The organism is Ornithinimicrobium humiphilum, assembly GCF_006716885.1.
GTDB lineage: Bacteria > Actinomycetota > Actinomycetes > Actinomycetales > Dermatophilaceae > Ornithinicoccus > Ornithinicoccus humiphilus.
The window spans coordinates 1,547,344-1,570,222 of record NZ_VFPU01000001.1; the positions used below are offsets into that span (position 1 = coordinate 1,547,344).

Consider the following 22,879-nt stretch of genomic DNA (forward strand, 5'->3'; position numbering starts at 1 on the left):
CCACGGCGCGGGCCTCAGGTCAGGGGGCGGCCACCGCGCTGATCGGCGCCGCGGCGGGCACGCCGGAGCCGTCGCGCTTGTCGTTGGTCTCGGGCAGGTCGACGGCGACCCCGTTGGCCGAGGCGGCCATCGGGGGAGCGGCCCCGGCCCAGCCGAGGGTCAGCACGCTCTCGCCGCGCAGGAAGCGGTGGCAGCGCACGCCGCCGGTCGCCCGCCCCTTGGACGGGTAGGCCCACATGTCCGTGACCTTGACCGACCCGGCCTCCGTGCCCGGCAGGGCGTCGGCGGAGCCTGCGACGGTGACGACGACGTTCTCGGCCGCGGGGTCCACCGCCGAGAAGCCGACCACGGTGGCGCCCGGGGAGAGCTTGATGCCGGCCATACCGCCGCCGGAGCGACCCTGGGGCCGGACGAGCGAGGCGGGGTAGTGGAGCAGCTGGGCGTCGGTCGTGACGAAGACGAGCGACTCCTCGCCGGTGGTCAGCTCGACGGCGCCGACGACGCGGTCGCCGTCCTTGAGCGAGATGACCTCGAAGGACTCCTTGTTGCCGGGGTAGTCGGGGTTGACCCGCTTGACGACGCCCTGGAGGGTGCCGAGCGCCAGGCCGGGGCCCTCGCCGGCGAGCGAGGTGAGCGCGAGCACGGACTCGGCCGGGGGCAGGTCGACGAAGGCCGACAGCGGGGCGCCGCCCGACAGCGAGGGGGCGCCGGCGGTGGGAGGCAGGGCCGGGAGCTCGACCACCGACAGCCGCACGACGCGGCCCGCGGAGGTCACGAGGCCGACGTCACCGCGGGCCGTGGTGCGCACCCGCGAGACGATCACGTCGTGCTTGGCCCGGCGTCCACCGGTCTCCAGCGGCTCGGCGTCGCTCGTCCGGGCCAGCAGACCGGTCGAGGACAGCAGTACCCAGCAGGGGTCGTCGGGCACCTCGAGGGAGGCCGCGGCCCCCTTGGCGCCGGCGGTCGCCGCGGAGGTGGTGCCGGACTGGCCGTCGGACTCCAGCAGCACGGTGCGGCGGGGAGTGCCGTGCTCCTTGGCGACCTCGGCCAGCTCGTCGGAGACGACCGCGAGCAGCACCTGGGGGTCGTCGAGGATCGCCTGCAGGCGCTCGATCTCGCGGAGCAGCTCGTCGCGCTCGGCCTCGAGCTCGATCCGGGAGAACTTCGTCAGCCGGCGCAGCTGCAGCTCGAGGATGTAGTCGGCCTGCAGTTGGGACAGGTCGAAGACCTGCATGAGGCGCTGGCGGGCCATCGCCGTGTCGTCGGAGGACCGGATGAGCTGGATGACCTCGTCGATGTCGAGGATCGCGACGAGCAGGCCCTCGACGAGGTGCAACCGGTCCTGCCGCTTGCCCAGCCGGTGCTCGGTGCGCCGGCGCACCACGGAGGTGCGGAAGTCGACGTAGACCTTGAGCAGCTCGCGCAGGCCGAGCGTGCGCGGCTGGCCGTCGACGAGCGCGACGTTGTTGATGCCGAAGGACTCCTCCATCGGCGTGAGCTTGTAGAGCTGCTCCAGCACGGCCTCGGGGTTGAAGCCCGTCTTGACCTCGATGACCAGGTGCAGGCCCTTGGTGCGGTCGGTGAGGTCGATGATGTCGGAGATGCCCTGCAGCTTCTTGCTCTGCACGAGCTGCTTGACCTTCTCGATGACCTTCTCGGGGCCGACGAGGTAGGGCAGGTCGGTGACGACGATGCCCTTCTTGCGGGGGGTGACGTTCTCGATGCGGGCGGTGGCCCGGGTCCGGAACGAGCCGCGCCCGGTCTCGTAGGCCTCGCGGATGCCGTCGAGGCCGACGATGCGGCCACCCAGCGGCAGGTCGGGGCCGGGCACGAAGCGCATCAGGGCCTCGAGGTCGGCGTCGGGGTTGGCGATGAGGTGGCGCGCCGCACCGATGACCTCGACGAGGTTGTGCGGCGGCATGTTGGTCGCCATGCCGACCGCGATCCCCGAGGCGCCGTTGACCAGCAGGTTGGGGAAGGCCGCCGGCAGCACCTCCGGCTGCAGCAGCTGGTCGTCGTAGTTGGGGACGAAGTCGACGGTGCTCTCGTCCAGACCGCCCGTCATGAGCAGCGCCGCCGGGGCCATGCGGGCCTCGGTGTAGCGGCTGGCGGCGGGACCGTCGTCGAGGGAGCCGAAGTTGCCGTGCCCGTCGACCAGCGGCAGCCGCATGGTGAACGGCTGCGCCATACGGACCATGGCGTCGTAGATCGCGCTGTCGCCGTGGGGGTGGTACTTGCCCATGACCTCACCGACGACGCGGGAGCACTTGACGTGCGCCTTGTCGGGACGCAGCCCGAGCTCGTCCATCGAGTAGAGGATGCGGCGCTGGACCGGCTTCAGGCCGTCGCGGGCGTCGGGCAGGGCGCGGGAGTAGATGACCGAGTAGGCGTACTCCAGGAAGGCCCCTTCCATCTCCTCCTGGACGTCGACCTCGACGATCTTCTCCTCGACGTCGAAGAGGTCCTCGCTCTGGGGCGGCTTGCGGCGGGCCATCGGGATGCGTGCGCTCCTGCTCGGGGTCCGGGGACGGGACCGGTCAAGGGTATGCCGTGCTCGCCCGCGGTCCGCGCAGGCACGGCGGAGAAGCGCCGCGGCTCAGCCGTCCCGCAGGTCCGAGACCGTCGTCATCGTGTAGCCGTTGGCCCGCAGGGTCTGCACGATCTGGGGCAGCGCCGCGGCCGTGTTGTAGCCGCCGAGGTGGGCCAGGACGGTCGCGCCGGACGGCGGGAGCGGGCTGGTGGTGCGGGCGACGATCTGCGCGGTCGTCGTGGCGGGGTCCCAGTCGATGGTGTCGCGGGTCCACATCACGGTGATCGGGAATCCTGCGGTCGTCGCCTCCGCCCGCACCGTGGCGTTGTGCGAGCCGTAGGGCGGGCGCCAGTAGGGCTTGGTCGACAGCCCGGTGAGGCGCACCAGGGTCTCCTCGGCCGACGTCAGCTCGGAGCGGATGAACGCTCCGGTCATCGCCCGCTGGCACGGCGCACCGGTGGGGGAGCCGCCCCCGCCGTTGACGAAGTCGCAGTGGTGCACGGTGTGGTTGCCGATCTCGAAGAGCTCGGGGTGCGCCGCGATCTTGGCCATCACCCGCCGGCCCTCGGCGGTGTCCGCCATCAGGCTGGTGGGGAAGAAGGTCGTGCAGACCTGGTTGGCCACGAGGAAGTCGACGATGCCCTCGGCGCCCGTGAGCCGCCCGCCCATGTCGAGCGTGAAGGCGATCTTGCGGCTGTCGGTGCCCGCCACGGTGGTCAGCACCTGCGGGGTGCCACCGGTGTAGTCGGGTCCGGCCCAGCAGACGCCGCGCTCGCGCTGCGCGGCCTTGGCCACCTCGATCGACAGGGCCGAGGTGCCGCCGAGCACGTAGGCGGTGCGGGGGGTGAGCCGGTCCAGCTCGGCGGCGCCGGGCAGGCTGGTGGGCCGTGCCAGCAGGATCGGCCCGCGGGTGTGCTCGGCGGCGGGGACGCCGGCCAGGGCGTCCGGGAAGGCCGCGCCGCTCGCGATCATCACGCCGGGCCGCGAGGCGCCGAAGACGCGGCGCGAGACGGCCAGCGCGGTCTGGTAGCGGTCGTCGCCCGAGACGCGCTCGGTGACGGTGATGGTGCGCAGGCGCGCGGCCACCTGCTCCGAGACGGCGGCCGTGCCGCCGACGAGGATGATCCGCGACGGCGCCAGGCGGACGATCTCCTGCTCGACCGCCTGGGGCAGCCGCGCGGGATCGGTGAGGAGCACGGGAGCGTCCTGGACCACCGCGGCGGCGCCGCCGGAGAGGGCGTCGGGCCAGTCCCGCCCGCTGGCGACGTAGACGGTGGCGGCGCCCGTGGGGAAGGCCGCCCGGCTCACCGCGACCGAGGTGGCGAAGCGGTCGGTGCCGCTGAGCCGGGTGACGGTCCCGGTCGTGTAGCCCTGCAGCGTGGTGAGCACGGACGGGGCGACCGCCCCGGTCCCGCCGACCACCACGATGCGCCCGGGGCGCAACCGCCGCAGCTCGGTGCCGGTGGCGCCGGGCACGCCGTCCGGGCGCACGAAGAGCACCGGGCCCCCGGTGCGGGAGGCGGCCGGCCCCGCGCTCAGCGCGTCCGGGAAGCCGGTGCCGTTGGCCACGTAGACCACGGGCGTGCCCACCGCGGCGAACCGCCGGCTGACGGCGGCGGCCGAGGCGAAGCGGTCGACGCCCGCGAGCCGCTCCACCCGGAAGGCGAGGTCGCCGTCCTGCAGCGTGGGGGCGGCCGGGACGACGGGGGCCGCGACGGCCACCGGCGGTGCGGCCGCCGCCACCGGTCCGAGGAGCAGCCCGAGGGCCGTGAGGGCCGAGGTGAGGAGGTGGACCGTGCGCATGGCGAGCTCCTTCGCTGCGAGCCGGGGAACCCACGCCGGCGCCCCTCTACCCGGAAGTCGCCGCAGGCCGACGGAAGGTTCAGTGTGCCCCCCGCGGGGGTGCGCGCCGCCGGGCGCGGCCGCGGGCGGTCGGCGCTCAGCGCGAGGAGGCGCTCCGGAAGCGCGCGACCGCCAGCGGGACGAAGACGGCGAGCAGGACCAGCGAGCCGACGACGACCGTGGGCACGGGGTGCTGCATCGGGAAGGTGTCGGCGACGGGCACCGAGCCGGTGTTGCCGAACAGCTCGCGCGCCGCCTGCACCAGCGCCGAGACGGGGTTCCAGTTGGCGAAGACCTCGAGCGGGCGCGGCAGGTTGGAGGCCTGCACGAAGGCGTTGGAGATGAAGGTCAGCGGGAAGAGCACCATGAACGCCGCGTTGTTGATGACCTCCGGGGTGCGCACCAGGATGCCCAGGAAGGCCATGACCCAGCTGAAGGCATAGCTGAAGAGCAGCAGCAGCGCGACGCCGGCGACGAAGGCGGCGGGCCCGTCGTGGAAGCGCCAGCCGACGACCGCACCTGCGCCGATCATGATGACCATCGAGACGGTGTTGAGGACCAGGTCGGCGTTGGTGCGTCCGAAGAGCACCGCCGAGGAGTGCATCGGCAGCGTGCGGAAGCGGTCGATCAGGCCCTCCTTGAGGTCCTGCGCCATGAGGTAGCCGGAGAAGGTGGACCCGAACAGCACGGTCTGGCCGAAGATGCCGGCCATGAGGTAGTCGGTGTAGTTGCCGCCGTCGATCCGGATCGAGCCGCCGTAGACCTGGGAGAACAGGACGACGAACATGATCGGCTGGAGCACCGCGAAGACGAGGACCTCGGGGTTGCGCCTCAGCTTGAGCAGGTTGCGCCAGGTCACCGTCCAGCCGTCGGACAGCCAGGTGGCCAGCGCTCCCCGCGGGGCGTCGGGGCCCGGCTCGACGGCGGTGGCCGGGACGACGGCCGAGGGGTCGGAGGTGCCGGTGGTCATGCGCTCTGCTCGCTCTCGTCGTCGGTGACGTGCTCGCGTCCGGTGAGGGTGAGGAAGACGTCGTCGAGGGTCGGTCGGCGCATCCCGGCGTCGTGGAGGGCTACGCCGGCGGCGTCGAGCTCGGTGAGCACCCGCTGCAGGGCCGCCGGGCCGCCCTCGACCGCGACGTCCAGCGTGCGGCCGTCGGCGTCGAGGCGCACCTCGCCCGAGCCGTGGCGGGCCAGGATCTCCCGGGCGCCGTGGGCGTCGGCCGCGTCCACCAGGGTCAGGGCGACGTGGTGGCCACCCACCTGCGCCTTGAGCTCGTCGGCGGTCCCCTGGGCGATGATCTGCCCGTGGTCGACCACGCTGATGTGGTCGGCGAGGTAGTCGGCCTCCTCGAGGTACTGGGTGGTGAGCAGCACGGTGGTGCCGTCCCGCACGAGGTCCTCGATCACCTCCCAGAGCCCGATGCGGCTGCGGGGGTCCAGCCCGGTGGTGGGCTCGTCGAGGAAGAGGATCGGCGGGGTGTTGACCAGCGCGCACGCGAGGTCGATGCGTCTGCGCATCCCGCCCGAGAAGCCCTTCACCGGACGGTCGGCCGCGTCGGCGAGGCCGAAGGCCTCGACCAGCTCGCGGGCCCGGGCGGCGGACACCCGCCGCCCCAGGTGGTAGAGCCGGCCCACCATCTCGAGGTTCTCGCGGCCGGTGAGGTTCTCGTCCACGGCGGCGTACTGCCCGCTGGCGCCGATGACGCGACGCACCGCGGCCGGGTCGGCGAGCACGTCGACGCCCGCGACCGAGGCCGACCCCGCGTCGGGGCGGACGAGGGTGTTGAGGACCTTGACGGTCGTCGTCTTGCCCGCGCCGTTGGGGCCGAGCAGCGCCTCGACGGTGCCCTCCGGGACGGACAGGCTCAGCCCGTCGAGGGCCCGCACCTCCCCGCTGCGGGAGCGATAGGTCTTGTGCAGGTCCTGCGCCTCGATGATGCCCACGTCCCGAGGGTAGAACCGCCCGGGGACACCCCCTCAAGCGATTTTCGGGCGGGGCCGATCTTCCGGGGCGGGGAGCCGTCCCGGCGTCAGCGGCCGAGCCACTCCATCGCCGCCGCCACCATCGCGCGCACGCCGGTGTCGAGGGTCGGCTGCAGCACCGGGGCGAAGAGCGCCGAGTGGTTGGAGGGCAGGTCGTCGGTCGTCCCGGCCTCCTCGGCGGCGGCCCACTCCGCCGCGTCGAAGCCGCCGAAGCCCCAGTAGGAGTAGGGGACGCCCCACGCGTCGGGCAGCACCCCGAAGTCCTCCGAGCCGCTCTCCGGCTCGAAGACCCGCACCGCGTCCTCGCCGAGCTCGGCCGCGAGCGCGGCCCGAACCCGGTCGGTGACGCCGCGGTCGTTGTCGGTGACGGGCAGGTGGTCGAAGGTCTCGACGTCCGGCTCCGGGGCGCCCCAGGCCGCGGCCTCGGCACGGGCCGCGCGCTCGATGGCGGCCAGGCAGGTCGCCGCGACCTCGGCGTCGTAGGTGCGGACGGTCCCCTCGAGGACGGCCGTGTCCGGGATGATGTTGGTCTTGGTGCCGCCGCTGATGCGGCCGACCGTGACCACCGCGGTGGCACGCGGGTCCACCTGCCGGGACACGATCGTCTGCAGGCGCAGGACGAGCGAGGCGGCCATGACGACGGGGTCCAGCGTCTGGTGGGGCGTGGAGCCGTGCCCGCCGCGGCCGCGCATCGTGATGCGGAAGTCGTCGCAGCTGGCCATGATCGGGCCCGGCGCGACCTGCACGGAGCCGGCGGGGCCGGGGAGCACGTGCTGGCCCAGCGCGACGTCGGGCCGCGGGAGCCGGTCGACGAGGCCGTCGGCCACCATGGCCTCGGCGCCGTTGTACTGCTCCTCCGCGGGCTGGAAGACCGCGACCAGGGTGCCCGACCAGGCGTCCCGGCGCTCCAGCATCAGCCGGAGCGCGGCGAGCAGGGTCGCCACGTGGGTGTCGTGCCCGCAGGCGTGCATGACGGGCACCGACTCGCCCTGGCGGTTCTGCGTCCAGACCGTCGAGGCGTAGTCCAGCCCCGTCGCCTCCTGGACCGGCAGCCCGTCCATGTCGGCGCGCAGCAGCACCGTCGGTCCCTCGCCGCCCCGCACCACCACGGCGACGCCGGTGCCGGCGATGCCGGTGATGATCTCCAGCTCCTCGCCGCCGGCCATCGCGCGGACCTCGCTCACGACCCGGGCGGCGGTCTCGTGCTCGTCCATCGACAGCTCGGGGTGGGCGTGCAGGTGCCGGTAGAGGTCCTCCAGCCAGGGTCGGACCGTGTCGAGCCCGGAGAGCACGGTCGCGGCGGGGGTGGGGGTGGTCATGGGGCGTCCTCTCGTCCGGGCGGCACGTCTCCCGAGGAGGCTACGACAGCGTCGGGTCGACCGGCGCCGGGCCCCTCGCCCGGTTCGTGGCAAGGTAGGCGGGTGAGTGCGAGGGTGATCCACACGGGCCAGGCGCTGGTCGACGTCGTGCTGGAGGTGCCCGACCTGCCGGTGCGCGGCGCCAACGTCAACGCCGCGACCTACACCCGCTACGCCGGGGGAGCGGTGAGCATCCTCGTGGCCGCGGCCCGGACCGGGGCCCCGGCGGTGCACGCCGGAGCCGTCGGCACCGGACCCAACGGCGACCTGCTCCGTGAGGCCATGGCGCGCGAGGGCATCGAGCTGGCCTCGCCCCCGGTCCCCGGCAAGGACACCGGCATCTGCGTCGTGCTGGTCGAGCCGACGGCCGAGCGCACCTTCGTGACCACCTACGGCGCGGAGCGCGAGATCAGCGTCGACCTGCTCGCGACCAGCGAGCCGCGCCCGGGCGACCTCGTGTGCCTGACGGGCTACAGCCTGTACCCGCCCACCCGGGACCCCCTGCTGGCGTGGCTCGAGGCCCTGCCCGAGGGTGTCGATGTCGTCCTCGACCCGGGCGCCGCGCTCGCCGACCTGCCCCGCGAGCACGGGGCCCGCGCGCTGGGGCTCACCGACGTCTGGACGTCCAACGCCCAGGAGGCGCAGGAGCTCACCGGCGTCCGCGACCCCTTCGCGGCCTGTGCCGCGGTCGCCGAGCACCTCCCCGACGGGGCGGTCGTCGTCGTGCGTGACGGTGCCGACGGGTGCTACGTGCGGGTCGAGGGGGAGACGACCTACGTCGCCGGCTATCCGCAGGCGCCGGTCGACACCAACGGCGCCGGTGACGCCCACACCGGCGTCCTGCTCGCCGAGCGAGCCCTGGGCACCCCCTGGCACGAGGCGGCCCGCCGGGCCAACGCCGCGGGAGCGGTCAAGGTCACCCGACGGGGCCCGGCGACGGCCCCCACCCGGGTCGAGGTGGACGCCTTCCTCGCCGAGCGGGGGCCGGCCGGACCGACGTCCGGCTGAGCGTCCTGCGGCCCTCGGGCGAGGCCACGTCAGGTCGCCCGGGAGCCTCCCGGGCCTCCGTCAGGTCACGATCGTCAGGGGCTTGAAGCACCCCCGGGGTGCAGGACGAGAATGGGGTAGGGCGGGAGACACGGGGCCTCCCGCACGAGGAGAAGCAGGGGACCCGTCATGACCACGCACGCGCACCGCGCACCCACCCACCTCTTCCACCGCACCGACGCCGGGGCCGCGCCGACCAGCCGCGCCGAGCACGCTCCGGAGGTCCTGCTGGCGCTCGCGGCCGTCCTCGTGGTGCTGGCCGGGCCGGTGGCCCGGACCGTCGCCCCCGAGAGCGCCTGGGTCGCCGCCGGGTCGGCGGCGCTGCTGCTCGTGGCCCTGGCGCTCGCCGTCGACGCCGTCAGGCACCTGCTCGGCCGCAGCGGCGCCTGAGGAGTCCTCCACGCCGCTCAGCCGGCCGGGGACCAGGGCACCCCGAAGCGGCCGCGGTGGGCCACCTCGGCCACCGGGCGGCGTCCCCGCCGCAGCGAGGGGGAGCGGCGGTCGGGCGCGGGGGTGCCCATCGCCACGACCCCGACGATCCGCCGTCCGACGGGGATCCCGAACGTCTCCCGGACCCGCGGGTGCGCCTGCGGCGGCACCCCGAAGAAAAGCGCCCCGAGCTCCTCGTCGACGGCGGTCAGGAGCATGAGCATCGCCGCCATGCCGGTGTCGACGTCCCAGTAGGGGACCGGCCACCGGGCCTCGTCGCGGTCGGTCCAGCCCTTGTCGGGCTCGGCGTAGCGGTCGAGGTAGGCGTCCCGGTCGGAGAGGCACAGGATCAGGCAGGGGGCCGTCGAGACCCCCCGCAGCCAGCTGTCGGGCTCCCGGCCGGGGTCCGTCGTGGCCGCCCAGAAGGCCTCCCGGTCCTGCGCGTCGGTGAGCACCACGAAGTCCCAGCCCTGGGAGAAGCCGGCGCTGGGAGCGCGCACCGCGGCGTCGAGCACCCGGGCCAGCACGTCCTCGGGCACCGACCGGGCGGGGTCGTAGGCCCGCACCATCCGGCGGCGGCGGATCACCTCGCGCAGCTGCATACCCGCATCGTGGCACGCGTGTCGGCCCCGGCCCCGGCACCGGGTGTGGCAAGGTGCGGCGGGCACCGGGGGAGTCGGTCCGGGACGACGCCGTCCCGGGGGAGGAGAAGGGCCCGAAAATGATGTCCAACCGTCGGGGGCCCAGCGGCGTCACAGGAGATGTGACCGCACTGACCGCCCACCGCCGCCCAGCGAGAGCGCGCACCAGCGACCCCGTGGAGGAGACCGTCCATGCGGTCTACCAGGCCCACTTCGGTGCGCTCGCGGGCTGGGCGGCGCACCTGGTCGGCGACGTGGACCTCGGGCACGACATGGCCACCGACGCCTTCGTCCGCCTCCTCGGGCACTGGGAGAAGGTCGACCAGCCGCGCCCCTGGCTCTACACGACCGTCGCCAACCTCGTGAAGGACCACTGGCGCAAGCGCGGCCGCGAACGCGCCGCCTACGACCGGGAGTTCGGCGGGACCGACCCGGAGACGGCCGTGCACCGACCCGACGACTGGGCCCTCCGCGTCTCCGTCCGCGACGCCGTGGAGTCGCTCCCCGAGCGGCTGCGCTCGGCCGTCCTCCTGCACTACTTCGGCGACCTCACCGTGGCAGAGGTCGCCCGGTCCCTCGGCAAGGCCGAGGGCACCATCAAGTCCGACCTGTACGAGGCGCGAGCCCGCCTCGCACGCACCCTGGAGAGTGTCCGATGACCGACCGCACCCAGCAGCCCCCCGAGCCCGACGACCGCGTCGTCGACGACTTCTTCGCCGCCCACCGCAGGGCGGTGCGCGACCTCGGTGCCGACGAGGAGACCTGGCAGGTGGTCGTGGAGCGCGCCGGGCGCGGCTCGCGCCGCTCCCGGGGCACGTGGTTCGTCGCGGGTGCCGTCGCGGCCTCCGCCCTGGCCGTCGCGGTCCTCGTGGGCCAGGGCCTCGGCGGGCCGGACGCCCTCCCCGCCGGTCCGTCCGAGCCGGGCCCGGTGGCCGCCACCTCGACCCCCGAGCCGGAGACCACCGACGAGCCCGAGGAGAGCGGGGTGCCCGGTGACGACGAGCCCGGCGCCACCGACGAGCCGGCGGTCACCGACGACCCCGGTGACGTGGAGTCCCCGCCCGCGGTCGCCCTGCCGGCGCCCGCCCCGGGCACGGTGACCGTCGCGGTCCACGAGCCCACCGGCGAGGACGGCGACCTGCGCACCGCCGTCGTCCAGACGGAGTGCGACGCCGCGAACTACGAGTGGATGTGCCCCGCCCTCGCCGTGAGCGAGGACGCCGGGGAGACCTGGACGGGGCGAGTCGACATGTTCGCCGCCGGCTACTACGAGGCCGTCTCGTCCCGGGAGCGCACCTGGATGTGGGGTCCCGGCCCCGACGGGGCGCTGGGACGCCCCGGTGTCCCGGAGCCCAGCGGCGAGCTGGTCCGCTCCGACGACGGCGGGCGCACCTGGACCCTGGTCCCGACCCGCGGGGACCACCCGCTCGCGGTCGAGGCCTTCCGCAGCACCCTCGTGGTGGTCACCGACGGCTGCGAGGGCGGCGAGCCCGGCACCTGTGCCGAGGTCGTGATCACCGACGTCGCCGCGGACGACGCCACGACCGGCCGCCGGGTGGTGCGTCTGGAGGACCTTCCCGAGCAGGCGCAGGGCGCTCCCGGCCTGCTCTGGGCCGAGCTCTCCGCCACCTACGACGCCGTCTACGTGACCTACATGGGCACCACCTGGCGCATCGCCGACGGCGCGGAGGTCGCGACCGTCGTCGAACGGCCGGAGGAGCAGTGCACGCTCACCACCGCCCCCGAGAGCCCTGACGGCCTCCTGCACTGGTGCGCCGACGGGGAGGCCGTCCAGGTCTCCTCGGACGGCGGGAGGACCTGGACCGACGTCCCGCTGCCCGAGGGCCTCGTCCGTGGGGTGGCCAGCAACGACGGCGCGCGCCTGGCGGTGGCGACCGACGGTGCCCTCTGGACCGGGGGCGAGGACCAGGACTGGGAGGAGGTCCTCCCGTGGCCGGGCGGGGCCACCCTGCTCCAGGCCCTCGGCGGCAGCTCGATGAGCTTCGGCGGCCCCTACCGTGCCTATCCCGAGGGGGCGGAGAAGGAGTCGCAGCGCTGGGTCACCGAGGACGACTGGGAGAGCTGGACCGAGCTGCCCCCCATCGAGGTGAGCTGGGGCGGGTGAGCACGGTGCGGGACGGTCCGGGACGCCCGGACCGTCCCGTGCCCCGCCAGACCCCACCTGCCATAGTTGGGCCATGACCGAGCAGGACGCGCTGCCGCCGGGCTACCCCCAGGAGTGGGAGGCCGACGTCGTCCTCGCGGACGGCATGGTCGGGCACATCCGCCCGATCCGCCCCGACGACGCCGAGGCGATCCACGAGTTCCACGCGGCCCAGTCCGAGGAGTCCATCTACCTGCGCTTCTTCGCGCCCATCAAGCGGCTGTCCGACAAGGACGTCCACCGCTTCACGCACGTGGACTACTCCGACCGGGTCGCGCTCGTGATGACCATCCGCGACAAGATCGCCGGCATCGGCCGCTACGACCGCCTGCAGCCGGGCGGCCCGGTCGCCGAGGTCGCCTTCAACGTCTCCGACCACCACCAGGGCCGCGGCATCGGCTCGGTCCTGCTCGAGCACCTGGCCGACATCGGCCGCGAGCTCGGTGTGCGGCGCTTCGTCGCCGACGTCCTGCCGCAGAACCGCAAGATGATCGGCGTCTTCCGCGACGCCGGCTACGACGCCTCGCACGAGTTCGACGACGGCGTCATCGCGGTCTCCTTCGACATCGAGCCCACCGACGCCTCCCGCGCCGTCCGGATGTCGCGCGAGCACCGCTCCGAGGCCCGCTCGGTGCGCCAGGTGCTGCACCCGCCCTCGGTCGCGGTCATCGGCGCGTCCCGCCGCGACGGGACGGTCGGCCGGGCCTTCCTCGAGCACATCGTCGCCGGCGGCTACACCGGGCGCCTGCACGTCGTGAACAACCGCGCCGAGCCCGGCACCCTCATCGGTGGGCTGCCGTCCCGCGCCTCGGTGCGGGACATCGAGGGCGGGGTCGCGCTCGCCGTCGTCGCGGTGCCGGCCCCGGACGTGCTGGCGATCGTCGACGAGTGCGCCGACGCGGGCGTCAAGGCGCTGGTCGTGGCGTCCGAGGGCTTCGCCGAGGCCGGCCGCGAGGGTGAGCAGCTCCAGGAGCAGCTGCTGACCCGGGCCCGCCGCCACGGCATGCGCGTGCTCGGCCCCAACAGCTTCGGGCTCATCAACAACGACCCGGAGATGAGCCTCGACGCGTCGCTCGCGGCTCCGGAGCACCTTCCCCCGCACGGGCGGCTGGGCCTCTTCGCCCAGTCCGGCGCCCTCGGCGTGGCCGTCCTCGCCTCCGCCCAGCGCCGGCGGCTCGGCATCTCGACCTTCGCCTCGGCCGGCAACCGGGTCGACGTCTCCGGCAACGACCTCATGCAGTACTGGCTCGACGACGAGGCCACCAGCGTGGTGGGCCTCTACCTGGAGTCGATGGGCAACCCCCGCAAGTTCTCGCGCATCGCCCGCCGCCTCTCCTCGATCAAGCCGGTGATCGTCGTGAAGTCCGGCGTGGGCAAGTACGGCACCCCGCGCGGCCACCGGGTGCGCAGCACGCAGGAGCGCCCCGAGGCATTCGCGCAGATGCTCAAGCAGGCCGGTGTCATCCGGGCGGAGAACATCCACCAGCTCTTCGACGTCGCCCAGCTCGTGGTCAACCAGCCGCTGCCGCGCGGCCAGCGGGTCGGTGTGGTCACCAACAGCGACGCCCTCGGGTCGCTGGCGGCCGACGCCGCGCTCTCGTGGGGCCTAGAGGTCGTGCACGGCCCGGTCAGCGTCAACGCCGAGGCGCGGGTGGAGGAGTTCCGCCGGGTGGTCGAGGAGGCCCTGGCACGCGACGACGTCGACTCCCTCGTGGCCTGCTTCATCCCGCCGGTCGCCTCGATCGACCCCGAGGTCGTGCAGGCGGTCGGCGCGACGGTCGCCGGGCACGAGAAGCCCTGCGTGGCGACCTTCCTCGGCATGCGCGGCGTGAGCCCCGGCGGCTCGCTGCCCACCTACACCACCCCCGAGGACGCGGTCCGCGCCCTCGCCGCGGCGACCCGCTACGCGCAGTGGCGCAACAGCGACCGCGGCACCCCGGTGCGGCCGGACCGCATCAACCGGCGCGCGGTGCACGACCTGATCGACGCGGTGCTCGAGCGCTCGCCCCGCGGCGAGGAGCTCTCGCAGGAGGACACCGCGGCGCTGCTTGCCGCCTACGGCATCACCCTCTGGACGTCGGTGCCGGTCAGCTCGGACGAGGAGGCCGTCGAGGTCTACCGCCAGATGAAGGGCACCGTGGTGCTCAAGGCGACCTCCCCGCTGCTGCAGCACCAGCCCGGCCAGGGCTGGATCCGCACCGGCCTGCGTCACCCCAAGGCCGTCGGTGCGGCATACCGGGACCTCAAGGCGCTGCTCGAGCCGCTGGGCGCCGAGGGCATCGCGCTCCAGCGGATGGCGGCGCCCGGTGGCGTGACGGTCGAGGTGCACAGCAGCGAGGACCCGCTCTTCGGCCCGGTGGTGGGCTTCGGCGTCGCCGGCGTGCCGATCGACCTGCTCGGCGACGTCTCGAGCCGGTTCCCGCCGCTGACCGACGTCGACATCGTCGACATGGTCACCTCCATCAAGGCCGCGCCGATGCTCGACGGCTACAAGGGCGCCAAGCCGGTGGACCACACCGCCCTCTACGACCTCATCGCGCGGGTGTCCGTGCTCGCCGACGACCACCCGGAGGTCGCCCAGCTCCGGCTCACGCCCGTCATGGCCCACCAGGACGGCGTCGACGTCCTCGGCGCGCAGGTGCAGATCGCCCCGGCGCCCACCCGGACCGACGCCGAGCGGCGGGCGATGCTCTCGTGAGCGGCGCAGGTGGCACGATGGGGCGCATGGTCCGTCGCCTCAGGTCCCCGCTGCCCGACTCCCTCGTGGCCGACATCGAGCGGGCCGGCTACCTGCCGGCCGTGGTGCACGACGTCGTCGTCACGGCCGTGGGCCGGGACCAGGTGGTCGCCCACCTGGTGCACGCCGAGACCACCTTCGACGAGCAGGCGGTCCGCAACCACCTCACGGTCCTGGTGCTGACCGACCGGCGCCTCGTCATCGCGCACGCCGACGACCACGAGGGCCCGGAGCGCCAGCGCATGGCGACGGCCACCAGCGAGACCGTGCCGCTGCGCCAGGTGCGCGGCGTCATGCTCACCCACGTGGTCGCCGACCCGGAGAGCTACGACGGCAGCCTCGAGGGCAGGGCGATCACCCTCACCCTCGGGTGGGGCGCCGTCGCCCGCGTCGACCTCATCCCCGCGATGTGCGAGGACCCGCAGTGCGAGGGTGACCACGGCTACGAGGGCACGGTGGCCGGCGACGACATCTCGCTGCGCGTCTCGTCCGACGCGGACGGCGTCGACCAGCTCGAGCGCGCGCTCGTCTTCGCCCAGGAGCTGTCGGCCCGGCTCGGACGGTGACCGTGGCGGCAGGACCGACGGCCGAGGACGCCGGCGCCCCCGCGGGCGACGTCGTGGCCCGCGCGGCGGAGACCTACAAGCCGCCCGGGCCGGGGGAGGGCCTGCCGTCCGTGCTGCCCGCCGCCCTCGTGGCGCTGGGCGCGGACCTTCCCCACGACATACCTGCTCCGACGTGGGCGCTGCCGGAGACCCGGCGGGTCGTCGTCGTGCTCGTCGACGGGCTCGGCGCACGGCAGCTCGAGCGCCGGACCGGCCACGCCCCGTTCCTGCGGACCCTCGCCTCACCCGTCGCGGACGCGCACTGCGGCTTCCCCTCGACGACGTCGACGAGCCTGACCAGCCTCGGCACCGGGCGCCGCGCCGGCGACCACGGCATCATCGGCTGGCAGACCGCCCTGCGCGGCGACCGGCTCTTCAACCACCTCGGGTGGCGCGAGGGGCCCGACCCGCACAGCTACCAGCCGCTGCGCACGCTGCTGCAGGAGGCCGGGCGCGCCAACGTCACCGCCACCACGGTCTCGCGGACGGCGTTCGAGACCTCGGGCTTCACCCGGGCCGCGCTGCGGGGCGGCGGCTACCTCCCCGCCGACACGGCCGAGGAGCGCACCGCCGGCGTGCTGCGCGCCCTCGCCGAGGCCGGGCGGCGCGGCCGCGCGCTCGTCTACGCCTACTGGGACGAGGTCGACAAGGCCGGGCACGTGCACGGTCCCGACACGCTCGAGTGGGGCGAGGCCGTGGAAGCGGTCGACGCCTTCGTCGCCGGCCTGGCCGAGCAGGCGCCGGAGGGCACCGTGATCGTCGTGACCTCCGACCACGGCATGGTCGAGGCCCCCGTGGCCGAGCGTCGCGACCTCGCCATCGATCCCGTGCTCGACGAGGGGGTGCGCCTCCTGGCCGGGGAGCCCCGTGCGCCGCAGGCCTGGTGCCGCCGGGGAGCCGTCGACGACGTCGTCGCGACCTGGCGCGATGAGCTCGGGGACGACGCGCTCGTGCTGCGGCGCGAGGAGGCGATCGAGGCGGGCTGGTTCGGCCCCGTGCGCGAGGGCTACGCCGAGCGCATCGGCGAGGTGGTCGCGGCCATGCTGGGCCGGGCGACCGTGCTGGACTCCCGGCTGCTGCGCCCCGAGGTGCTGCGGCTCCGCGGGCACCACGGCAGCATCACCGAGGCCGAGACGGCCGTCCCGCTGCTGGTGCACCAGGTCTGAGACGCGCCCCGCCGGGCCGTGCCCCCCGGACGGGGCCGCGCGGCCGGCCGACGGCATACCCCGGCGCGCCGTTCGTCCCGCCGACACGCCCGGTTCCGTCGGCCCGGGCGAGCACGTGCTCGCTGCAGCCGCTCGGGGCGGGCGCGTCGCCAGGACGGATCCGCGGTCAGCCCTCGGCGCTCGGGCGCCCGCCCGGAGGGCCGGGGATCGGGCACAGGTCGAGGTCGAAGGGCAGGACGTCGGGGGAGAGGGCCTGGGCACGGGCGGCGGAGGCGTTCATCCGGCGCATGTAGTGGCGGCGGCAGAGCATCTCGTACTCGACCAGCGGGGTGGTGCCCTCGGACCCGGCGACGTCGCCGACGACCACCTGCTCGCCCTCGACGACCATGACGCCGTCGACGACGCGCGCGTTGACGGTGGCGGCCTTGCCGCACCAGCACAGCGCGCGGACCTGCAGCTGCTCGGTGCGGTCGGCGAGCTCGATGAGCCGGCGCGACCCGGGGAAGAGCTCGGTGCGGAAGTCGGCGGTGATGCCGAAGGCGAAGACGTCGATCCCCATCTCGTCGACCAGCCGGGCGAGCTGCTCGACCTGGTCGGGGGTGTAGAACTGCGCCTCGTCGCAGACGAGGTAGTCCACGCGCACCCCGCTCGTGACCTGCTCGACGACGAACTCCCACAGGTCGAGGTCGTCGCGGACCTCGAAGGCCGACTTGGTCAGGCCCAGCCGGGAGGACAGCACCGCCTCGCCGGACCGGTCGTGCTGGGTGAACAGCAGGCCGGAGCGACCCCGGGTCGAGTGGGTGTGATCCATCTGGAGAGCCAGGGTCGACTTCCCGCAGTCCATGGTCCCGGTGAAGAAGACGAGCTCAGCCACCCGGGCAGTCTACGAGGCCGCAGGGGTGCTCCCGACCCTTCTGCGTTGGCGCGTCGAGGCTCCGCGTGGCGGTCTGCCGCGGGGGGTATGCCGTGTCAGCCGCGCCGGCGGGTGCCGCCACCGCCGAACATGATGTCGTCCCAGCTCGGGACGCTCGGGCGGCCCTTGCGGCGGCCGGACTGGCCGGCGGAGCGGTCCTCGGGCTCGTCCGGGGCGTCGTCGGACGCCTCGGGTGTCTCGTCCGGCATGTCGGGCTCGAGGTCCTCCGGCACGTCGGGATCCTCGTCGGCGACGTCCGGCACGTCGGGCTCGAGGTCCTCCGGCACGTCGGGAGCCAGGTCCGGCACGTCCGGGGCGTCGTCCACCTCGACGACGACCTCGTCCTCGACGACGAGCACCTCCTCCTCGGCGACGAGCAGCTCGTCGTCGCCGACCTCGAGCAGCTCCTCGTCGGTGCCGAAGAACTCCTCGAAGCTGACCTCCTGCGGGTCCCGCGTGCGGGCGTAGGAGAGCTCGGCGTCGTCGGTGCCGGTGTCCTCGTCCTCGGGCTCGCCGGGCACGGGCGGCAGCTTGGGGATGCGCAGCCGGCGACGCTCACGACGGCTCCGGGAGGACGCGGCGCGGCCCTCGTCCTCCACCTCCTCGGCGGCGTCGTCGACCACGGGCGCCGCGACGGGCGTCGGGGACTCCGGAGCGGAGCCCCGCGGGTGGGCGGCCGGCGGGTCGCCCATGCGTTGCGGGTCGTAGTCCAGGTCCTCGAGGGGGAGCGGCTCGTTGTCGATGCCGCCCGTCGGGCGGGGACGGTCCTCGCGGACCGGCTCGGAGCGGCGACGCCGGCCCCGGGCCTGGCGACGCTCGCGCATGGTCGCCATGAGGTCGGCCGCCTCGTCCTCGACGTGGCTGCCCCCGAGCAGCGGGTGCCCGGCAAGGCCGCCGGGCAGGGCCTGCTCGTCCTCGCTCAGCCAGCGCGCCTCGTCGTCCAGCGCGTCGATCGAGCGGTCCTGCACGCCGTAGTGCCAGGTCGCCTGCCGCTCGCGGCCGCCGGCGGGGAAGGTCACGACGACCGTCCAGGGCCCGTGGGCAGACGTCCGGGCCGCGTCCCAGCGGGTCTCGGCGGGGGAGACCCCGCGGCTCTGGAGCCGCTCGCGCACCCGGCGCTCGAGGGTGTGGGACCCGTCGGTGCGGCCCTGGGCGCGGACGTGGGCGGCCTTGGCCAGCCCGACGACGTGCTCGCGCTCGGCGATGACCGGGCCCTCGAAGCGGCGGACCCGCTCCAGCTCCCACCCGGTCGCCGCGGCCACCTCCTCGGCGGTCTGCCCGGCCCGGATCATGGACTGGATCTCGCGCGGGGTCGCCGACGCCGACGTCGTGCCACCCGACTCCGACGGGGGACGCCGGCGCAGCGCGGCGCGCAGGCGGTCGTCGACGGGCACGACGTAGCGCGACCCGTCCTCGGCGACGACCACGAGACGGCCGCTCTCGTCCAGCTCCGTGAACTCCAGCTCCTGCATGGTTCCCCACTGTGCCACCCGGGACGGGCCTGGGAGGCATCGGCACGCCGCCCGCCGGGGGACCGCGGGATACCCTGACGGGGACATGCTGACCGCCCACGCCGACCTGAGTCTCGCCCTGGACGTCATCGGCATCTTCGCCTTCGCCGTGTCCGGCGGGCTGGTCGGCGTGCGGGCCCGGTTCGACCTCTTCGGGATCGCCGTGCTGGCCTGGATCACCGGGCTCGGGGGCGGGATCATCCGTGACGTCCTCCTCGGTGACGTCCCGCCGCGCGGCATCCACGACCCCTGGTACCTCGGCACCGTCCTCGCCGCCAGCGTCGCGGCCGTCCTGGCCCAGCCGATGCTCACGGACCTCTCCCGCCGACGTCCGCGGCTGCGGGTCCAGCTCATCGGCCGCGCGGTCAAGTACCTCGACGCCGTGGGCCTGGCCGTCTTCGCCGTCTCCGGCGCCCTCAAGGCCCTCGCCTGGGGTGCGCCACCGCTGGCGTGCATCCTCGTCGGCGCCGTGACCGCCGTGGGCGGCGGCGCCCTCCGCGACGTGCTCGCCGGGCAGGTGCCCGAGGTGCTCCGCCGCGAGGTGTATGCCGTGCCCGCCCTGATCGGCGCGACCGTCGTGGTCGTCGCCGCCTCCATGGACGCGCTGACCTCGGTCGTGGCCTGGGCGGCCGTCGTCCTGGTCCTCGGCATCCGCGTCGCCGCCATCCTTCTCGACCTGCAGGTCCCCACCGCCCCACGACAAGGAGCATCCCCGTGACCCTCCCCACCGGCGCCCAGCCGCCCACCGACCCCGTCGAGCCCCGCCCCGAGGCCGTCCCCGCCGGCCCCGAGGGCACCCCTGCGGACGGTCCCGCCACCGACCCCGTCGCCGACGCGACCGACGAGGTCGTCGCCGAGCTGGAGGAGCAGCTGGACCGCGAGGACGACACCCGGCTCGAGCCCTACCAGGCGATCGTGCTCACCTCCTTCGGCGGCCCCGAGGGGCCCGAGGAGGTCATGCCCTTCCTGCGCCGGGTGACCGCCGGCCGCGGGATCCCCGACGAGCGCCTCGCCGAGGTCGCCGAGCACTACCTGCACTTCGGCGGCAAGAGCCCGATCAACGACCAGAACCGCGCGCTCATCGACGCGCTCCGGGCCGAGCTGCAGCGGCGGGAGATCTCGCTGCCGGTGCTCTTCGGCAACCGCAACTCCGAGCCCTTCCTCGCCGATACCCTCCGTCAGGCGCACGAGGAGGGGATGACCCGCCTGCTGGCCGTCACGACCAGCGCCTACTCCAGCTACTCCTCGTGCCGGCAGTACCGCGAGGACATCGCCGCGGCGATCGACGAACTGGCCCGGGAGGGCCGCACGGTGGCGGTCGACAAGATCCGTCAGTACTGGAACCACCCCGGCTTCTCGCGCGCCAACGTCCGCCTCGTCACCGAGGCCGTCCGTGGCGTCCTCGAGTCGGGCGCGACGCCCCACCTCGTCTTCGTGACACACTCGTTGCCGATCGCCATGGACGACACCTCCGGCCCGGGCGATGACGAGGGCAACCTCTACTCCACCCAGCACCTGCAGCTCGCCGACGCCATCACCGGCGAGGTCGAGGCGACCCTCGGTGTCTCCCTCGAGCACGACCTCACCTACTGCTCCCGCTCCGGTCCGCCCAGCCAGCCGTGGCTGGAGCCGGACGTCAACGACCACCTGCGGTTCCTCGCCGAGCGCGGTGCCACCTCCGTGGTCCTGGCGCCGATCGGCTTCGTCTCCGACCACATGGAGGTCGTCTTCGACCTCGACACCGAGGCGGTTGAGACCGCCGAGGAGCTCGGCCTGCAGATGGTGCGGGTGCCCACGGTCGGCACCGACGCGGAGTTCGTCTCCGGTCTGGTCGACCTCGTCCTGGAGCGCGCGGCGGAGGCCCGCGGCGAGCAGGTGGTCATGCCGTGCTGGCCCGGCAACGAGCCGCGCCCCTCGGTCTGCCTGCCGGGCTGCTGCCCGAACCTGCGGGTGAGCAAGCCGGCCGCGTGCGGGATGGACTAATGGGCGACCCCACGCTCGTCCCCGACGGCCAGCGCGCGACGCTCGAGCAGCTCGCCGTCGACCTCGCCGTGGAGGCGGCGCTCTTCGTCCACGGCGGTCGGCCGCAGGACCTCGACGTCCAGCACACCAAGTCGACCGACCTCGACGTCGTCACCGTCATGGACGAGCGGTCCGAGGCCCTGCTGCGCGAGCGGCTCGCGGTGGCCCGCCCCGACGACGCCATCCTCGGGGAGGAGGGCTCGGGCGTCTCCGCCGGCACGAGCGGCCTGACGTGGGTGATCGACCCGATCGACGGCACCGTCAACTACCTCTACGACCTGCCCACCTACTCCGTCTCCGTGGCCGTCGTCGTGGGCGACCCGACGAGGGCCGGGGCGTGGGCACCCGTCGCCGGAGCGGTGGCCAACCCGTCGACCGGCGAGGTCTTCTCCGCCCGGGCCGGCGGCGGCTCGCGCCTGCGGCGGATCGGCTCGGGCGGTCTCGACCCGACCGTCGAGCCGGAGGTGCTGCGCGCGACCGACGTCGACGACCTCGGCTCGGTGCTGCTCGCCACCGGGTTCGCCTACGACCGGGAGCGTCGGCAGGGGCAGGCCGCCGTGATGGCCGACCTGCTGCCGCGGGTGCGTGACCTGCGGCGGCTGGGCTCGGCCGCCCTCGACCTGTGCCACGTGGGCGCGGGCCGGCTCGACGGCTACTACGAGTGGGGCATCCACCCGTGGGACTTCGCCGCCGGCGTGCTGGTCGCCACCGAGGCGGGCGCCGTCGTGTCCGGGCTCGAGGAGGGCAGCCCGCCCTCCCGGGCGATGGTGGTCGCGGCGGGCCCGACGACGCACCGGTTGCTGGTCGGGGAGCTGCGGGAGCTGGGTGCGGGACACCCCTCGCTGACCGCCGACGAGCTCGTCGAGTAGGTCCGCGCGCCCCGGCTCCGGCGACACGCGGACACCCGGTTCGCGCGGGTGGTCGGGTATAGGGCACAATCCGCCCGACGCGTCCGTTCATCCGGTGCGCAGGGGGCCGGGCACAAATCCGGACGTCTGTGCGTTCTGGACGGCTAGACGACGTTGAAACCGGCACTGATGGAGGTTGAGGATGGCGACGGACTACGACGCCCCGCGCAAGACTGACGACGAGCTCAGCGAGGATTCGATCGAGGAGCTCAAGGCTCGTCGCAACGACAAGTCGTCCGGCAGCGTCGACGTCGACGAGACCGAGCAGGCCGAGGGCTTCGAGCTCCCGGGGGCCGACCTGTCCAACGAGGAGCTGTCGGTGCACGTGCTGCCCCGTCAGCAGGACGAGTTCACCTGCTCGCGCTGCTTCCTGGTGCACCACCGCAGCCAGCTGGCCAAGGAGGTCGGCGGTCTGCCGGTCTGCACCGAGTGTGCGGCCTGAGCCCCAGGACGTCCCGGCCGCCGACCTCGGCGGCCCAGCACGCCTCGGCCACCACCCGGTGGCCGGGGCGTACCCTCGTTGACGATGTCTGCCCCGATGCCTGAACCCCTCCGGATCGCCCTGCGCCTCCTCGACCCCGACCTGCCCGTGCCGCGGCAGGCCCGGCCCGACGACGCGGGCGTGGACCTGCACGCGCGCGAGGACCGCACCCTGGCCCCCGGCGAGCGGGCCCTGGTCCCGACCGGCGTGGCCCTCGCCATCCCGGCGGGCCACGCGGGCTTCGTGCACCCCCGGTCCGGCCTGGCGGCCCGGCACGGCATCTCCATCGTCAACGCCCCGGGCACCGTGGACGCCGGCTACCGCGGCGAGATCCTGGTGAACCTGGTCAACACCGACACGACCGAGAGCGTCACCGTGCGGCGCGGGGACCGCATCGCGCAGCTGGTCGTGCAGCAGGTGGTCACGCCCGTCTTCGACGTCGTCGACGAGCTGCCGCCGTCCGAGCGCGGGACCGGTGGGCACGGCCACACCGGCACCGGCTCCGCCTACCCCGATCCCCATCGACCGAAGGACTGACCCGC

General features: G+C 74.3%; 20 protein-coding genes. 12 read left to right on the top strand and 8 right to left on the bottom strand.

Annotation, left to right across the window (positions count from 1 at the left end; translation table 11 throughout):
• Nucleotides 1–19 precede the first annotated feature (19 nt).
• The 5 genes from FB476_RS07085 to FB476_RS07105 all read right to left on the bottom strand — a co-directional run bounded on the left by FB476_RS07085 (nucleotide 20) and on the right by FB476_RS07105 (nucleotide 7,674).
• Entirely contained in the window at nucleotides 20–2,494 is a 2,475-nt protein-coding gene (locus FB476_RS07085) for a DNA gyrase/topoisomerase IV subunit A (RefSeq protein ID WP_141818154.1), read from the bottom strand.
• Between the two features lie 102 nt (nucleotides 2,495–2,596).
• A complete protein-coding gene (locus tag FB476_RS07090) occupies nucleotides 2,597–4,333 on the bottom strand; it encodes a cell wall-binding repeat-containing protein (RefSeq protein ID WP_141818155.1) in 1,737 nt (578 codons plus the stop codon).
• Nucleotides 4,334–4,469: 136 nt separating this feature from the next.
• Entirely contained in the window at nucleotides 4,470–5,342 is an 873-nt protein-coding gene (locus tag FB476_RS07095; RefSeq protein ID WP_141818156.1) for an ABC transporter permease, read from the bottom strand.
• Nucleotides 5,339–6,316: an ATP-binding cassette domain-containing protein gene (locus FB476_RS07100; protein WP_141818157.1), complete on the bottom strand. Its 978-nt coding sequence runs from the start codon at nucleotides 6,314–6,316 to the stop codon at nucleotides 5,339–5,341. The genes FB476_RS07095 and FB476_RS07100 overlap by 4 nt, the downstream gene beginning before the upstream one ends.
• Before the next feature lie 86 nt (nucleotides 6,317–6,402).
• Nucleotides 6,403–7,674, bottom strand: coding sequence for an amidohydrolase (locus tag FB476_RS07105; RefSeq protein WP_141818158.1), 1,272 nt, complete (start codon nucleotides 7,672–7,674; stop codon nucleotides 6,403–6,405).
• A gap of 102 nt (nucleotides 7,675–7,776) precedes the next feature.
• Between FB476_RS07105 and FB476_RS07110 the strand changes: the two genes are divergently transcribed.
• Nucleotides 7,777–8,721: a PfkB family carbohydrate kinase gene (locus FB476_RS07110; RefSeq protein WP_238329596.1), complete on the top strand. Its 945-nt coding sequence runs from the start codon at nucleotides 7,777–7,779 to the stop codon at nucleotides 8,719–8,721.
• A 168-nt stretch (nucleotides 8,722–8,889) separates the two neighbouring features.
• Nucleotides 8,890–9,150 (top strand): hypothetical protein, encoded by a 261-nt coding sequence (locus FB476_RS07115; protein ID WP_141818159.1) that lies wholly within the window; start codon nucleotides 8,890–8,892, stop codon nucleotides 9,148–9,150.
• 17 nt (nucleotides 9,151–9,167) lie between these two features.
• On the opposite strand, the gene FB476_RS07120 is transcribed toward FB476_RS07115, so the two are convergent.
• Entirely contained in the window at nucleotides 9,168–9,791 is a 624-nt protein-coding gene (locus FB476_RS07120; protein ID WP_141818160.1) for a nitroreductase family protein, read from the bottom strand.
• Nucleotides 9,792–9,952: 161 nt separating this feature from the next.
• Between FB476_RS07120 and FB476_RS07125 the strand changes: the two genes are divergently transcribed.
• The 5 genes from FB476_RS07125 (at nucleotide 9,953) to FB476_RS07145 (ending at nucleotide 16,502) form a co-directional block, all read left to right on the top strand.
• Nucleotides 9,953–10,489, top strand: coding sequence for an RNA polymerase sigma factor (locus tag FB476_RS07125; protein ID WP_202876925.1), 537 nt, complete (start codon nucleotides 9,953–9,955; stop codon nucleotides 10,487–10,489).
• A complete protein-coding gene (locus tag FB476_RS07130) occupies nucleotides 10,486–11,955 on the top strand; it encodes a hypothetical protein (RefSeq protein WP_141818161.1) in 1,470 nt (489 codons plus the stop codon). Before FB476_RS07125 ends, FB476_RS07130 begins: the two co-directional genes overlap by 4 nt.
• A gap of 73 nt (nucleotides 11,956–12,028) precedes the next feature.
• The gene (locus FB476_RS07135; protein ID WP_141818162.1) at nucleotides 12,029–14,692 is read left to right on the top strand and encodes a bifunctional acetate--CoA ligase family protein/GNAT family N-acetyltransferase; all 2,664 of its coding nucleotides are present in this window, start codon (nucleotides 12,029–12,031) and stop codon (nucleotides 14,690–14,692) included.
• A gap of 26 nt (nucleotides 14,693–14,718) precedes the next feature.
• Nucleotides 14,719–15,297, top strand: a complete 579-nt coding sequence (locus tag FB476_RS07140) for a DUF5998 family protein (protein WP_141818163.1) — start codon at nucleotides 14,719–14,721, stop codon at nucleotides 15,295–15,297.
• Between the two features lie 2 nt (nucleotides 15,298–15,299).
• Entirely contained in the window at nucleotides 15,300–16,502 is a 1,203-nt protein-coding gene (locus FB476_RS07145) for an alkaline phosphatase family protein (RefSeq protein ID WP_238329597.1), read from the top strand.
• A gap of 166 nt (nucleotides 16,503–16,668) precedes the next feature.
• Here the strand turns inward: FB476_RS07145 and FB476_RS07150 are convergent, their stop codons facing one another.
• Together FB476_RS07150 and sepH are read right to left on the bottom strand one after the other, a co-directional pair.
• The gene (locus FB476_RS07150) at nucleotides 16,669–17,376 is read right to left on the bottom strand and encodes a thymidine kinase (RefSeq protein ID WP_141818164.1); all 708 of its coding nucleotides are present in this window, start codon (nucleotides 17,374–17,376) and stop codon (nucleotides 16,669–16,671) included.
• A 95-nt stretch (nucleotides 17,377–17,471) separates the two neighbouring features.
• On the bottom strand, nucleotides 17,472–18,887 hold the full coding sequence (gene sepH / locus FB476_RS07155; RefSeq protein WP_170233562.1) for a septation protein SepH: 1,416 nt from the start codon (nucleotides 18,885–18,887) through the stop codon (nucleotides 17,472–17,474).
• Between the two features lie 85 nt (nucleotides 18,888–18,972).
• On the opposite strand from sepH, the gene FB476_RS07160 reads away from it, so the two are divergent.
• The 5 genes from FB476_RS07160 to dut all read left to right on the top strand — a co-directional run bounded on the left by FB476_RS07160 (nucleotide 18,973) and on the right by dut (nucleotide 22,874).
• Nucleotides 18,973–19,644, top strand: coding sequence for a trimeric intracellular cation channel family protein (locus tag FB476_RS07160; RefSeq protein ID WP_141818166.1), 672 nt, complete (start codon nucleotides 18,973–18,975; stop codon nucleotides 19,642–19,644).
• Nucleotides 19,641–20,909 carry a ferrochelatase gene (locus FB476_RS07165; protein WP_420359352.1) on the top strand — a complete coding sequence of 423 codons (1,269 nt, stop codon included), beginning with the start codon at nucleotides 19,641–19,643 and terminating at the stop codon, nucleotides 20,907–20,909. The genes FB476_RS07160 and FB476_RS07165 overlap by 4 nt, the downstream gene beginning before the upstream one ends.
• Complete coding sequence (locus tag FB476_RS07170; RefSeq protein WP_141818167.1) at nucleotides 20,909–21,817, top strand: inositol monophosphatase family protein; 909 nt, start codon at nucleotides 20,909–20,911, stop codon at nucleotides 21,815–21,817. Before FB476_RS07165 ends, FB476_RS07170 begins: the two co-directional genes overlap by 1 nt.
• Before the next feature lie 181 nt (nucleotides 21,818–21,998).
• Nucleotides 21,999–22,298 (top strand): DUF4193 domain-containing protein, encoded by a 300-nt coding sequence (locus FB476_RS07175; RefSeq protein WP_141818168.1) that lies wholly within the window; start codon nucleotides 21,999–22,001, stop codon nucleotides 22,296–22,298.
• Between the two features lie 96 nt (nucleotides 22,299–22,394).
• On the top strand, nucleotides 22,395–22,874 hold the full coding sequence (gene dut, locus FB476_RS07180) for a dUTP diphosphatase (protein ID WP_141818169.1): 480 nt from the start codon (nucleotides 22,395–22,397) through the stop codon (nucleotides 22,872–22,874).
• Nucleotides 22,875–22,879 lie beyond the last annotated feature (5 nt).